Here is a 13,031-nt window from a genome sequence, read left to right on the forward strand (position 1 = left end):
AGGGATTTGGTACAATTTTCTTGAAAGGGGGGGCTTTGTATGGATGGGTTTCAATGGGTAGAGCGCTTCACATATGCTCTTGCTGACAAGGGACGGCGGCCGTCAACCGTTAGGCGTTACCGCTATGATTTGCTTGACTTTTTCAAGTGGCTCGACGATAAAGACTTCCATTCTATGGAGCAAACGGATGCAGAGCGTTACTTTTATGAATTGATAGAGAGTCGTTCCTATCAAACACGAACCATCCGCCGCGTCGCTTCCGTACTCAGGCAATTCACCGCCTTTTTAATGGCAGAAAAACAGCTGGCGAGTCATCCACTCCTCACCTATGACCCACCGCCTTTAGAGGCTGAGCCGCTTCAACCTCACGAATGGGTCAATGCGAAGGAGATCGCTGCGATCTTGCGTTCAAGTCAATCAGAAGAAGGGTTGACGGACAATCAGCTGCTTGCAAGGCCGCAACTGACAAAACGAAACTTTGCGATGTTTTTGCTTCTTGCCCATTATGGCCTCACATTGCAAGAACTTTGTGACCTGCAAATGAATGATGTCAATTTTGTAAAAGGGACGTTGCTCATTCGCAGAGACAGCGGCCACGACCGTCAGCTTGTACTTTGCCCCAAATACGCCAAGCAGTTGCATGCTTATTGGACGCTTATCCCTGAACCGGTACGGCCACGTTTACACACGGATGACCCATTGTTTGTCGCTTTTGATTTTACAAGGCGCACATACCATTGGTCCTATGAAAACGACGCGCCTAAAGCGTTGACGGAAATTGCCTTGCAGAAAATGATCCGCACAGAAGTGGCGCGGGCTGGCTTGCGCAAAGGCATCTCCGCTCAGCATTTTCGTCATTCCTTTTTGCTCAAGTTAATGCTCGCAGGGGAACAGTGGACAACGATTCAGCAAAAAGCAGGGCTAAAAAGCATGCTTTCCTTGCGGCGCTATGCTTTAACGGTCGAAAAAATGAACGTTGCTAGAAGACAAGAGCTTCTTCCGACAGCTGCAGAAACTGAGGCAGACTCCCATCTAAGTAGTTCATAGCAAGCTGGCTTTATAAAGAGCATTTTAGACAACTAAAAAACGGGATGAAAATCGTTGTTTTCATCCCGTCCTTGGAAAGAACCGTTTTTATGGTTGCTATGCAAAAAGCGGTTATACTTCCGCTTCGTTTTTCAATTGAACATTTTTTTGCGGGGCAAATGTGGAAATGGCGTGCTTGTAAACAAGCTGTTGGCGGCCTTCTGTTTCGACAATGACTGTAAAGTTATCAAATCCCTTTACTTGCCCACGCAATTGAAATCCATTTAATAAAAAAACCGTTACCGGAATGGATTCTTTGCGCAATTGGTTTAAAAACTGATCTTGGATATTTACTGTTGCTTTCATGTTGGCTGACTCCTCTCTCTACATCGTTCCTTTACTGATTCGCCTTAAGCAAACCCTTTTCCTGCTAAAAATGCGTGGACATAATCAAAAATTTTTGCCTTGGCCTCTGGCTCCTCCAAATGAAACCAGACAGCGTCGCTCCGGTTTTTAAACCAAGTCAGCTGCCTTTTCGCATAGCGGCGTGAATTGGTTTTCAGAGCTTCAATTGCTTCGTCATAGGTGCATTTCCCATCAAAATAAGCATATAGTTCCTTGTAGCCAATCGCCTGAATGGCCTGGCCTTGGATTCCCCGTTGATAAAGGCGGTGAACTTCTTCCAACAAGCCCGCCTCCATCATCGCATCAACGCGGCGGTTGATCCGCTCATACAACGCCTGTCTTTCCATTTCTAAGCCAATGAGAACATTGTCAAAACGAGGCCGCGCAAGGCCGTTCTCTTGTTCGGAAAATGGTTTTCCCGTAAGATGGATCACCTCTAAAGCACGAATAACACGGCGAACATTATTGGCGTGGATCGCTTCTGCTGCGTTTGGGTCTGCTTTTGCTAGCTTTCCGTGGAGTGCAGCGTTGCCGAAACGACTGGCATACAATTCCATTTCTTCCCTGAATGAGGAATCCGATGGCGCATCGCCAAAAGACAATTCATGGGTAAGCGCTTGGACATAAAGACCTGTGCCACCGACTAATAGCGGCCATTTGCCACGGCTGCGAATCGAAGCAATCGCCAAAAGTGCTTTTTCCTGAAACATGGAAACCGTCCATGTGTCTCCTGGCTCAAGGATGTCAATTAAATGGTGGGGAATGCCAGCCATTTCTTCGACTGTCGCTTTTGCCGTGCCAATATCCATTGTCCGGTACACTTGCATTGAATCCCCGCTTATAATTTCAGCACCAAACGTTTTCGCAAGTTCAATGCCAAGGGCCGTTTTTCCTACGGCCGTTGGGCCGACAATCGCGATGAGCGGTTCTTGCGTCATAGGCATCCTCCTTTCCATCCAAATCCATGCTAGACTTCCATGACGCCGTATTGGAAAGTAGCATGTTGCCTTCTGTTGACGGTAAAACCAAATCGGGCAAATTGCTCGCTTTGCCAGTGGCCCTTTAACACGACAGCACGCCTTGCAACCCGTTTAGCGTCGTCGAGAACAGATTTCGTCAACATCTCCGAACAGGCAAAATGTCTCAGCCCTTCGAGTCCAGGTGAAGCGACTTTCGTCTCAAACATCGGGTCAAAATAAACAACATCAACGGATTTGTCTTTCATATGCTGGAAATAGGCAGCGCTGCCTGTGTTCACAACGTTTACTCGCCGTAATGCCTGCAAGAACGTTTCGTCCCCTTCCTGCCACTCTTTTAAGCCGGTTGCCACAATATGGGCAATTGGCTGGCTCGCTTCAAGTCCCGTTACTGTTCCTGTTCTGCCGACAGCAATAGCAGCCATTACCGCATCTGCGCCCATGCCAAGTGTAGCATCAAGGACTTCATCGCCCGTGCTCAAGCCGGCAGCGTCGATAAAAGGATCCGTTCCTGTTTTCTGCCACTGTTTGTAACGGATAAACGACGCATTTGGGTGATAAAAAAACGGGACTGCCTCCTTATATTTGTAAAGCGTTTGCCGTTCTTTTCCAACAATGCATACATCTTCGCCGTAAGCGGCAAAGAGTGCTTCAAGAGACCGGTCCTGACGCTCGACAAAACGAGCACCAAGTTTAGCAGCACACAAAGCTGCTTTTTCTTTTAAGGCATTGGCCTGTTTTCTTGCGGTCGTAACGATCACGTTTTTTTGTCTCTCCTCTACATGACGCGCTTAAACATTTTCTCCAGTTCATACGTTGAAAAGTGGATCACAACCGGGCGGCCATGAGGACATGTATACGGCTCTTGACAACGGCGCAGCGTTTCCAGAAGTTGAAACATTTCATCCGTGCGCAAATGGCGATTGGCTTTAATCGCCGCTTTGCAGCTCATCATAATCGCTGCTTCTTCGCGTAATTCGCCAATGCTAATCCGCTTATTGTCCAAAAGCTGCTCAACCATTTCTCGTATCGTCGATTCTTCATCGCCTTGAGGAAACCAAGTCGGATGGGAACGAACAACAAATGTATTTTTCCCAAATTCTTCTAAAAATACGCCGACGGCTTCAAGTTTTTCTTTCGATTCAGTGACAACAAGTGTTTCCCTCGTTGTCAGCTCAAGTGTAATGGGCACAAGCAACTCTTGTGTCTGTCCTAATGGTTCAGCTAATTTTTGGTGGAAATGCTCATATTTAATCCGTTCTTGTGCCGCATGTTGGTCAATTAAGTACATGCCTTGTTCGTTTTGGGCAACAATGTACGTTCCATGCATCTGGCCGACTGGATACAAAGGCGGCATCGCTCCCTTTGCCTCTGCATCGTTGCCTAAAGGCAGTTGTGGCTCGACTACAGCCGCCTCCTCTTCCATTTCCATTGGAAGGGACTCGTCTGTTCTTCTATCCGCCTGCTCATATTTTTCTTCTGTGTTGGTTTCCACCCGTTCATTTCGAGGAGGTATACTGGCATTGCTGCCTCTTCCTTGTTCGACTTCCTCCTCTTGCTGATGTGATGGCGACCAACTGTTGCCTATGCTTGTGCTTTCCTTTTTGCGATCAACTTGGTCGTCGGCAGCTAGCTGGCGCGGCTGTTGCATCGTCTCGCGCACATGCTCCTTTTCTGGTTGCAACTCGTACGCTAAGGAGAAAGAGAGCTGTTCGCTTTTTGTTTTAGCTGTGTTTTCTTTTTTCGGCTCAGGTATGAGCGTTTCTTCACTTAACGCCTTTTTAATGCTTTCGGCAATCATTTCGCTAAGTGCTTCTTCCTTGCTTAAGCGTACTTCCAGCTTAGCCGGATGGACATTGACATCAATTAGCGTCGGATCCATTTCCAACTTGAGAACAGCAATCGGAAAGCGGCCAATCGGCAGTTTTGTGTGAAAGCCTTGTTGGATCGCTTTTGCCAACTTAAAGTTGCGGATGTAGCGCCCATTTATGAAAATCGACATATACTGCCTGTTTGCTCGTGTCAACTCAGGCTTAGCGATATAGCCGCTTAGCTCATAATCCAACGATGAACCCGTAATGGGGACCATTTTTTCTGCTGTTTTGCGGCCATACACTTGGGCAATGACTTGGCGCAAGTCGCCGTTCCCTGCTGTTTTCAGCACGGTTTTGCCATCGCTAACATAATGAAAACGAATGTGCGGGTATGCTAACGCCATGCGGTTCATGACTTCGCTCACATGCCCCGCCTCTGTTAAAACCGTTTTTAAATATTTTAGGCGTGCAGGCGTATTGTAAAACAAATCAGTGACGACAATGGTTGTGCCTTTGCGTGCTTCAGAGGGCTGCTTATGGACGATCTTCCCCCCCTCAAGCTCGACTTGCATGCCTGCACTTCCTGTGCTCGTTTGCATGTTTACACGGGAGACAGAGGCGATGCTTGGCAGCGCTTCGCCGCGAAAACCGAGCGTGCGAATCGTAAACAAATCGCGGTCCGTTTTGATTTTAGAGGTCGCGTGACGAGAAAAAGCCAACTCTAATTCATTCGGCTCAATGCCTGTCCCATTGTCAACAATGCGAATCGACGAAAGGCCGCCTTCTTCAATTTCAACTAGAATCTGGCTGCTGTTTGCATCAATCGCATTTTCAACAAGTTCTTTGACGATAGAAGCAGGACGTTCAACGACTTCGCCAGCAGCAATTTTATTAGAAAGCGCATCGTCAAGCTGTTGAATAACGGCCATCGTCTCCACCCCTTTTTTCGTTTATTACTTGTTTAGCTGCTTTTGCCACTCATTGATTTTTTCAAGTGCTTGTAACGGTGTCAAGTGCAACACATCGACTTCAGCCATTTTCGCCAGTACCGAACGCTCTTTTTTTGTTGGCTGCTTTGGCTTTGTTTCTTCATCAGTCGGAAAGAGCGAGAGTTGCTGCGGTTCTTCGGCCGTTGCTGCTGTTTCCGTTTTTGCACTATCGATTGGTTGCTCTACTGAAGCACTTGTCGGCCTTTGTGGAAGATGCTCCAACTCAGTCAAAAGCGCCTCTGCCCTCGTTGTCACCTGCTTTGGCAAACCGGCCAGTTCTGCGACATAAACGCCGTAGCTGCGGTCTGCAGCGCCTTCAATCACTTGATGAAGAAACACGACTGTCCCATTTTCCTCTACTGCCGATACATGGACATTGCGCAACGTATGCAGGGAATCGGCCAACCGCGTTAATTCATGGTAATGGGTCGAAAAAAGGGTTTTAGCGCCAATGGTTTCATAAATGTATTCAATGATCGCCTGTGCGAGCGCCATCCCGTCATACGTCGACGTACCACGGCCAATTTCATCAAGCAAAATGAGGCTGTGTGGTGTTGCTTTCACAAGCGCGTCTTTTGTCTCTAACATTTCGACCATAAATGTGCTCTGGCCACTTGCAAGGTCGTCAGCGGCACCAATGCGGGTGAAAATTTGGTCGAACAAAGGCAGCGTTGCTTCCGCAGCAGGGACATAGCTACCGATTTGCGCCATGACGACAGTTAAAGCAAGCTGGCGCATATAGGTGCTTTTCCCGCCCATATTCGGCCCCGTAATTAACAGCATATCCCTGTCGCCGGTTAAATCAATGTCATTTTCTACATAACTGCCTCGTTTAATGACCGTTTCCACGACAGGATGGCGCCCGCCTTTGATGGCGACATCGCGGCTTTCAGTGATGGTTGGCTTCGTATAGCCGTTTTGTTCGGCAACAGAGGCAAAACCAGCGAGCACATCCATTTCGCTAATGTCGGCGGCAAGCTTTTGCAAGCTGGCGACATAGGCTTCCACTTGTTTACGGATGTCAGCAAATAAACGGTATTCAAGATCAGCGAGCTTTTCATCGGCTTCCAATATGAGCGCTTCTTTTTCCTTTAGTTCTGGCGTTATGTAACGTTCAGCATTGGTAAGCGTCTGTTTGCGTTCGTAGCGGCCGTCTGGCAGCAAATGAGCATTAGCCCTTGTTACCTCAATGTAGTAACCAAATACACGGTTGTAGCCTACTTTTAAGGAGCGTATGCCTGTTGCCTCGCGTTCAGACTGCTCAAGTTCAGCAATCCACTGTTTGCCATTGCGGCTCGCATCCCGGTAAGCATCCAGTTCTTCGTTATAACCATCTACAATAAGGCCACCCTCCGTTAACGAGAGCGGCGGATCATCGACAAGGCTTTGCTCCATCAAGGACACCAAATCAGCAAACTGCTCAGACTGATTTAACCAACGTCCGCCAAGGCCGACTTGTTCCAGCGTTGCCTCGATCTCCGGAATGTTTTGCAGCGAGCGCTTTAATTGCACAAGCTCCCGTGCATTGACGCTGCCGTAAGCAATACGGGCTGCTAACCGCTCAATGTCGTAAACCTGGCGGAGACAATCGCGCAATTGCTCCCGTTCAAAAAAATGTTCCAGAAACGCTTCTACCACTGCCTGTCTGCCAGCAATCGCTTTCCTGTCCACTAAAGGCCGTTCAATCCATTGGCGTAATAGCCTCCCGCCCATTGCTGTTACTGTTTGGTCAATCACAGCAAGGAGGGAGCCACTTTTCTTTTTATCACGCAACGTTTGCACTAATTCCAAATTCCGTTTTGCGTGGACATCCATTTTTAAGTAGGAATCAGCCGGATGGAAAACAACTTGTTGCAAATGGCGCAAGCTTTGCTTCTGTGTCGCTAGTAAATAATGGAGCATGCGTCCGTAAGCTCGTTTCAGCAACGGCTGTTGAATATGGTTGATAAGCCGTTCATATTCTTTAGGCACGTCCTCTTGTTCCTCATAGGACACAACAAAACCTTGCTGTTCGCCAAGCTTCGCTTTCAGTTCTTCTTCGAGCCCTGCCGGTGCAATCGCTTCTTTAACGCCACTTGCTGCAATTTCTTGGAGAAGCTCTGCGCTCCCTCCTCTGATCAATGTTACATCGCTTTCGCCTGTAGAAAGGTCGCAACGGGCAATGCCCCACCCGTCCTCCCCTTCGCTGGCAAAGGCAAGCAAATAGTTGTTTTCTTTTTCTGCTAACAACTTGCTATTCATTAGCGTACCTGGTGTCAATACTTTTGTTACTTCACGCTTCACAACGCCTTTTGCTGTTTTTGGGTCTTCCACTTGCTCACAAATAGCAATTTTATACCCTTTATCAATTAGGCGGGCTATATACGAATCAGCCGAGTGGTACGGAACCCCGCACATTGGAATTCGGTCTTCGCCTTGGCCGCGGCCCGTTAACGTAATTTCTAATTCTTGGGCAGCTTTAATGGCATCTTCATTGAACATTTCATAAAAGTCGCCTAACCGGAAAAATAAAAAGGCGTCCTGGTACTTTGCTTTAATTTGCAAGTACTGTTTCATCATGGGGGTATGCATTTGTGCCATAAATTGCCTCCGATATGTTGAAAATCTAATCGCTATTATACCATAGGAAGACAGTTGATTTCCTTGAATTTAACGGAAAAAAACCGGCTCTCCAAAAAGCGAGCCGGCTTTTCCTATCGGTCGATTTCTTCTTGTAAAAAGTTTGGATCAATTTGCTCAAACTCTTCGTCGCGGATTTCGCCAGTAAGTGAGTCAATCGGGTATTCTTCAATAAGCCCTTGTGGATTGACCGCTACTGCCACTTTCGTTTCACCAATGCATTCAACAATAAATTCCCGTTCGACTTGGACATCGACGCTGCGGCCGTCCTCAGAAATGACTGCTTCCAGCGTATTCGGCTGTTGCACAGACTTCGCATACACTTCCAATTCTTCGGAAATCACATTGTCATCTTTCATTGTTAAAGGCACGAGGTCGGTATAAGAAACCGTTTGTGTTGCAACGTCCGTTTTCGTGTTATTGGTATACGAAAACCATACATTAATGTCATAGCTGCCATTAACTTCGACTGTATCGCCACGCTTTTTCGCACTGTACGTATGGTTAATAATCCAGCAGCCGAGTATGCTTGACGGTGGCTCTGGTGGACGGATATGATGTGTCGCTTCTGAAAATTTGCGCCCTTTGCCGCAGACAGCTTTCGTAATAATCTCGCGATAACTCGTTTCATTTTTTGAGTCAGCCATCGTGTACCTCCCATTTTTCATTTTGCCTATTGCAAGAGACATTCGCCTTGTTTTTCACATTGCCCACATCCGCTCATCGTGTTGTGCAACGCCCCTACGCCTAGACGTCTCTATACCAAGCTATGAATCACTGACCCTGTTTAGACCTATAAAACAAAAACACGGCATTGCTGCCGTGTTCAGACTATAGACAAACGCTCGCATATGTCGTCGTTTGCCTCACTCATATCCTTATGAACCCCATTCTATTCGCACCTTCACTTGGCTGCACTCCAAGCGTTTTTGATCAGTCTGAGTGCAATACAACAAGCGTGTTAACAGTGATGAAAGGGGTTTTTCGTCGTCGTTCCTCGCATGACATCGCCATCCATGGAACGGATAATTTCATCTGTAACTGTTTTAGACACGGTGTTCGTGATTAATTGCAACAATTCGTTGACTTCAACTTGACTCCGTTTAAATTCTTGCACGAGAGGAATCTCATCAATTTGATCATGCAATTTATCAATTTTCGCTTCCACTTCTTTTAACGCTTCCGTCTTCCCGTAATGCTTCAAATTAACGGCTTCTTTTTGGTAGCGTTTAATGTCGGCAATCATTTCCTGGACGCGAAGATGTTCATTGATTTTCTTTTCTGCGCGCTTGAAAAAATCAACTTCCTCTGTCCGTGCGAGCATATTTGCCAGTTCTTTTGCTTTGTCTTTGATTTCCTGTCTTGTATACAACTTTGTCATTGTGCTTTCACCTCAGGCGCCGAAACGATTTCTCCATCTAATGACCATGTTTTCGCTTCTGTTATTTTCACATAGACAATTTCGCCAATTGCTGATTTCGGTCCGACAAAATTAACAAGCCGGTTTGTCCGAGTGCGTCCCGCAAGAACATCTGCATTTTTCTTGCTTTCTCCTTCTACGAGCACTTCAACAATTTTGTCCTGATAATCCAAGTTGCGCTTGTTCGAAATGTCGTTAACAAGGGCATTTAAGCGGGCCAAGCGCTCTTTTTTCACAGACATCGGGACGTTGTCTTCCATTCGAGCTGCCGGTGTGCCTTCACGTGGCGAATAAATATACGTGTACGCTGCATCAAATTGGATTTCTTCCACGAGAGAAAGCATGTCCTGAAATTGTTCTTCCGTCTCATTCGGGAAGCCGACAATTAAATCGGTTGTAAAGGAAGCATTCGGAATCGCTTGTTTGATCTTATTTGCCAGCGTAATGTATTGCTCACGCGTATATTTGCGGCCCATCAGTTTAAGAATATCAGAGTTTCCGTGCTGAACTGGTAAATGGATATGTTCAACAAGGTTTCCGCCTTGGGCAAGCACTTCAATTAAATGGTCGTCAAAATCACGAGGGTGGCTTGTCGTAAACCGGACGCGCGGAATATCAATTTTATGGATTTCGTTCATCAAGTCGCCAAGTCGATAAGAGCCAGGCAAATCTTTGCCATAGGCGTTCACATTTTGGCCGAGCAACGTAATTTCTTTGTAACCTTGGCGCGCCAAATCACGCACTTCGGCTATAATGTCTTCAGGCAAGCGACTACGCTCTTTGCCTCGCGTATATGGGACAATGCAGTATGTGCAAAACTTATCACAGCCATACATAATGTTTACCCATGCTTGTGTTTTATTTTTGCGAGAGCGTGGCATGTTTTCAACGATATCGCCTTCTTTGGACCACACTTCGATGACCATTTCTTTTCCGAAAATCGCATCCCGTAATAAATGAGGCAACCGATGGATGTTGTGTGTCCCGAAAATCAAATCAATATGCTGGTGCTTTTCCATAATTTTGCCGACTACTGATTCTTCTTGTGACATACAACCGCATACGCCAATAATCAGTTCAGGCTTTTCCAATTTAAGCGGCTTCAAGTTGCCGATTTCGCCAAACACTTTATTTTCCGCGTTTTCACGGATCGCGCATGTGTTTAATAGAATGATATCAGCCTCTTCTGTTTCGGTTGTTTCCTCAAAACCCATTCCGAGCAAAAGACCTGACATGTTTTCAGAATCGTGGACATTCATTTGGCAGCCGTATGTTCGAATTAAAAATTTCTTCCCTGCGCCAAGGTTGGCAACCTCTTCGGGGATCAAATTTTCGGGACGAAGCACTTGCACGTCTTCGCGTTTTCTCTTTCGCCCTGCCCGATAATTCGGCTGATCGTATATGGTAATTTCCCGGCCTTTTATTTTAATGATTTTTTTCTCGTCGTCTTCAGAAACAACGCGTGCATCGCTAAAATCAAAATACTTGCTGTAATCTTTCGTCTTGTTTTGATCACTCATTGTAAAATCCCCTTCCATGCAAACAAAACGTTCCTCCCATATTATACGTGTCTCATCCTTAGAAAACAATGGAACAGAGCCGATTCGCGGCAATCTTATTTGAAAGCAATGTTAACGCTAGCCCTAGCTATAAAAAGGAGGGCTGTACGTCCCTTTTGCCGCATAGGTTTTAATAATCGTATAAAGGGAGCTGGTCCAATGATTGAAATTGCAGGAAAGCCGTTGCAGACAATACCGAGCCACGGTCTATCCCAAGCGGAACGCGCCATTCTAACAAGTTTGCTTGAAAGCAACGCCACTTACCGCTACCAATCCGTTGATGAACTCAGCTTTGAGGTTGCTTTGCGCTTACATACAGTCGAAGCATCAATCGCCATGTTTCATAGTGGCGCCTCATTCGAGTCCTTTCAACAGTCCTATTGCAATCCCCGCTTTTGGCAGCGTATGCCTAATGGCGCCTTCCAGTTAAAACCTTCTGTGAGGCCGTCTGATGCGATCAACGATATCTTTTTAAATGGCAGAGCCTACGGATTTGAATGCGCCACTGCCATTATCATTCTTTTTTATAAGGCAGTGCTCGATTCGATTGACCGTCCTTCGTTTGACCGGTTGTTCCAAGGGCTGTATTTGTATTCATGGGAACACGACGAAGACTTGCAGCTAGTGACAAGAAAAGGAACCGATTATTGTATTGGCGACTGTGTTTACTTTAACAATCCCGATTTTGCCCCGTACAATTCCGTCTGGCGCGGCGAAAACGCGATTAAGCTTGATCGTGACTTGTACTTTGGCCATGGGATTGGGATTCAACCGAGCGCCGAAATCATCCGTATTTTAAATGAGCAACGCATCCCAGGCTCGCAAACGTCCGCTTACTTGCTCGACCAAGTAACACGTCTTAACTTTAAATTGGTGCGTACATTCTCCGCTACTGGCTACACGCCACGTACTGGGCTTTTGGATGCAATCGTCGTGGAAATGGGTGAGCGTATCCACTTTTACTAAAAAGCAAAACAGGCTGCTGCACGTGTATTCATGCAGCAGCCTGTTTTAGCTACGAGGTTCTATGATCAGCTTAATGGCCGTTCGCTCTTCTCCGTCAATATGGATGTCTGTAAACGCGGGAATGCAGACCAAGTCGATTCCACTGGGAGCAACGAAACCTCTGGCAATCGCAATCGCTTTGATGGACTGGTTTAATGCTCCTGCGCCAATCGCCTGTATTTCTGCCGCTCCCCGTTCCCGGATGACACCGGCGAGCGCGCCTGCAACAGAATTTGGTGTAGATTTTGCTGAAACCTTTAAGACTTCCATTTCTACCCCTCCTCAAATAAAATAAAGCGGGCTGGTTCGATCGTTGTCTCCTCAAGTTGTCAATTAACAGGCCAACGCCTTATCACATGTCTATTAAAGAAATAGGAGGGATATGCCTCGTAAACACAAATTTGTCTATATTTCCATAAACGGACGTTCATCGGAAAAGGAAAGGCGCTCAATTTTCTCTGCTTTTCCAGTGCGGCCATCAATATCAATCACAACACCGTTTAATTGTTTGCGCCCTTCAGCCACTTCAAAACGCGCAGGCAAATTCGTCAGGAACCGGTACAGCACGGCTTCTTTTTCCATGCCAAGAATGCCGTCTAAAGGGCCCGTCATGCCAACATCAGACAAATAGGCGGTCCCTTTTGGCAATATCCGTTCATCTGCTGTTTGCACATGTGTATGTGTACCGATCACTGCACTGACGCGCCCATCTAAATGCCAGCCCATCGCTTGCTTTTCGCTTGTCGTTTCTGCATGAAAATCGACAAATATGCAATCTGCTCCGGCGCCAATATCCTCTAAAATCCGATCGACTGTACGGAAAGGGCAATCAGCGGGATTCATGAACGTCCGTCCTAGCAAATTGATGACGGCGACATTCAATTGGTTGACTTTCATCACCCGGAAGCCGACACCAGGCGTGGTCGGCGGCAAGTTCGCTGGCCGTACAAGCCATTTCGCGTCTTCAATGAAATCAAAAATTTCCCGTTTATCCCAAGCATGGTTACCGAGTGTCACCATTTGCGCGCCTAAATCAAGAAAGCCTTTATATATTTTTTCTGTAATCCCTTTACCATGTGCCGCATTTTCGCCATTTATGACCGTGACAGTCGGCTTGTAATGCTGTTTCAAGCGTTTCAAATGGGTTTCTACCATGTCGCGGCCAGGAGAGCCCACAACGTCGCCAATAAATAAAATCCTCAAGGGAATCCCTCTTT

12 protein-coding genes are annotated in these 13,031 nt (G+C 46.7%); 2 read left to right on the forward strand and 10 right to left on the reverse strand.

Features of this window, described 5'->3' with window-relative positions:
- Nucleotides 1-39 precede the first annotated feature (39 nt).
- Nucleotides 40-1,047 (forward strand): tyrosine-type recombinase/integrase, encoded by a 1,008-nt coding sequence (locus tag V5G21_RS20480; protein WP_011247025.1) that lies wholly within the window; start codon nt 40-42, stop codon nt 1,045-1,047.
- 111 nt (nt 1,048-1,158) lie between these two features.
- On the opposite strand, the gene hfq is transcribed toward V5G21_RS20480, so the two are convergent.
- The 8 genes from hfq to miaB all read right to left on the reverse strand — a co-directional run bounded on the left by hfq (nt 1,159) and on the right by miaB (nt 10,770).
- The gene (gene hfq, locus V5G21_RS20485) at nt 1,159-1,392 is read right to left on the reverse strand and encodes an RNA chaperone Hfq (RefSeq protein ID WP_011247026.1); all 234 of its coding nucleotides are present in this window, start codon (nt 1,390-1,392) and stop codon (nt 1,159-1,161) included.
- Between the two features lie 44 nt (nt 1,393-1,436).
- Nucleotides 1,437-2,369 carry a tRNA (adenosine(37)-N6)-dimethylallyltransferase MiaA gene (gene miaA, locus V5G21_RS20490; protein ID WP_011247027.1) on the reverse strand — a complete coding sequence of 311 codons (933 nt, stop codon included), beginning with the start codon at nt 2,367-2,369 and terminating at the stop codon, nt 1,437-1,439.
- Between the two features lie 29 nt (nt 2,370-2,398).
- Nucleotides 2,399-3,169 carry a class I SAM-dependent methyltransferase gene (locus V5G21_RS20495; RefSeq protein WP_011247028.1) on the reverse strand — a complete coding sequence of 257 codons (771 nt, stop codon included), beginning with the start codon at nt 3,167-3,169 and terminating at the stop codon, nt 2,399-2,401.
- A gap of 17 nt (nt 3,170-3,186) precedes the next feature.
- Complete coding sequence (gene mutL, locus V5G21_RS20500) at nt 3,187-5,151, reverse strand: DNA mismatch repair endonuclease MutL (protein WP_095235912.1); 1,965 nt, start codon at nt 5,149-5,151, stop codon at nt 3,187-3,189.
- Nucleotides 5,152-5,175: 24 nt separating this feature from the next.
- The gene (gene mutS, locus V5G21_RS20505) at nt 5,176-7,791 is read right to left on the reverse strand and encodes a DNA mismatch repair protein MutS (RefSeq protein ID WP_338465049.1); all 2,616 of its coding nucleotides are present in this window, start codon (nt 7,789-7,791) and stop codon (nt 5,176-5,178) included.
- A gap of 113 nt (nt 7,792-7,904) precedes the next feature.
- Nucleotides 7,905-8,477: an outer spore coat protein CotE gene (locus V5G21_RS20510; RefSeq protein WP_011247031.1), complete on the reverse strand. Its 573-nt coding sequence runs from the start codon at nt 8,475-8,477 to the stop codon at nt 7,905-7,907.
- Nucleotides 8,478-8,791: 314 nt separating this feature from the next.
- Nucleotides 8,792-9,211, reverse strand: a complete 420-nt coding sequence (locus V5G21_RS20515; RefSeq protein WP_095254790.1) for a RicAFT regulatory complex protein RicA family protein — start codon at nt 9,209-9,211, stop codon at nt 8,792-8,794.
- Nucleotides 9,208-10,770 carry a tRNA (N6-isopentenyl adenosine(37)-C2)-methylthiotransferase MiaB gene (gene miaB, locus V5G21_RS20520; protein WP_095235965.1) on the reverse strand — a complete coding sequence of 521 codons (1,563 nt, stop codon included), beginning with the start codon at nt 10,768-10,770 and terminating at the stop codon, nt 9,208-9,210. The genes V5G21_RS20515 and miaB overlap by 4 nt, the downstream gene beginning before the upstream one ends.
- Nucleotides 10,771-10,968: 198 nt before the next feature.
- Between miaB and V5G21_RS20525 the strand changes: the two genes are divergently transcribed.
- Complete coding sequence (locus tag V5G21_RS20525; RefSeq protein WP_011247034.1) at nt 10,969-11,775, forward strand: protein-glutamine gamma-glutamyltransferase; 807 nt, start codon at nt 10,969-10,971, stop codon at nt 11,773-11,775.
- 45 nt (nt 11,776-11,820) lie between these two features.
- On the opposite strand, the gene V5G21_RS20530 is transcribed toward V5G21_RS20525, so the two are convergent.
- Nucleotides 11,821-12,084 (reverse strand): stage V sporulation protein S, encoded by a 264-nt coding sequence (locus tag V5G21_RS20530; protein ID WP_011247035.1) that lies wholly within the window; start codon nt 12,082-12,084, stop codon nt 11,821-11,823.
- A 135-nt stretch (nt 12,085-12,219) separates the two neighbouring features.
- Nucleotides 12,220-13,017 (reverse strand): TIGR00282 family metallophosphoesterase, encoded by a 798-nt coding sequence (locus V5G21_RS20535; protein ID WP_011247036.1) that lies wholly within the window; start codon nt 13,015-13,017, stop codon nt 12,220-12,222.
- Nucleotides 13,018-13,031 lie beyond the last annotated feature (14 nt).

The sequence above is a fragment of the Shouchella rhizosphaerae genome, from assembly GCF_036700015.1.
Taxonomy (GTDB): domain Bacteria; phylum Bacillota; class Bacilli; order Bacillales; family Bacillaceae_D; genus Shouchella; species Shouchella rhizosphaerae.

Bases quoted from the DNA above. Each gene is read 5' to 3' on its own strand.
- miaA (WP_011247027.1), bottom strand. From the start codon at position 2,369: ATGACGCAAGAACCGCTCATCGCGATTGTCGGCCCAACGGCCGTAGGA.
- V5G21_RS20525 (WP_011247034.1), top strand. From the start codon at position 10,969: ATGATTGAAATTGCAGGAAAGCCGTTGCAGACAATACCGAGCCACGGT.
- mutL (WP_095235912.1), bottom strand. From the start codon at position 5,151: ATGGCCGTTATTCAACAGCTTGACGATGCGCTTTCTAATAAAATTGCT.
- V5G21_RS20515 (WP_095254790.1), bottom strand. From the start codon at position 9,211: ATGACAAAGTTGTATACAAGACAGGAAATCAAAGACAAAGCAAAAGAA.
- miaB (WP_095235965.1), bottom strand. From the start codon at position 10,770: ATGAGTGATCAAAACAAGACGAAAGATTACAGCAAGTATTTTGATTTT.
- V5G21_RS20480 (WP_011247025.1), top strand. From the start codon at position 40: ATGGATGGGTTTCAATGGGTAGAGCGCTTCACATATGCTCTTGCTGAC.
- mutS (WP_338465049.1), bottom strand. From the start codon at position 7,791: ATGGCACAAATGCATACCCCCATGATGAAACAGTACTTGCAAATTAAA.
- hfq (WP_011247026.1), bottom strand. From the start codon at position 1,392: ATGAAAGCAACAGTAAATATCCAAGATCAGTTTTTAAACCAATTGCGC.
- V5G21_RS20510 (WP_011247031.1), bottom strand. From the start codon at position 8,477: ATGGCTGACTCAAAAAATGAAACGAGTTATCGCGAGATTATTACGAAA.
- V5G21_RS20530 (WP_011247035.1), bottom strand. From the start codon at position 12,084: ATGGAAGTCTTAAAGGTTTCAGCAAAATCTACACCAAATTCTGTTGCA.